General features: G+C 72.7%; 1 protein-coding gene. It reads right to left on the reverse strand.

Features of this window, described 5'->3' with window-relative positions:
• Window positions 1-83: 83 nt before the first annotated feature.
• Window positions 84-264: hypothetical protein (locus ACQG3P_RS20060; protein WP_426806025.1), on the reverse strand; the 181-nt coding region annotated here is incomplete at its 5' end.

The following is a 264-nucleotide window of genomic DNA, read 5'->3' on the forward strand; positions in this document are numbered from 1 at the left end:
TCCCAGGCCTGGCCGGTGCCGTTGAGGCCAACGCAGTGGACGCGCGGCTTCATGAGCACCACGCTGGGGCCATCCGGTCCGTGCTACACCGCCGCGGCCATGATGCCGGGTACGCCGCGCGCAGGCGCGGCGGCGCTCACGGCCACGTTCCGGCCGCCCCTTCGTTCCTCCCTCAGTCGCAGGCGATGCGCCAGCAGGCCCAAGACATCGTCCGGCTTATGCTCGACCAGCACCGGATGCCGCCGGTCCACGGCGCTGGCCTCG

It is taken from the genome of Stenotrophomonas sp. SrG, assembly GCF_050031795.1.
Classification (GTDB): Bacteria; Pseudomonadota; Gammaproteobacteria; order Xanthomonadales; family Xanthomonadaceae; genus Stenotrophomonas; species Stenotrophomonas rhizophila_A.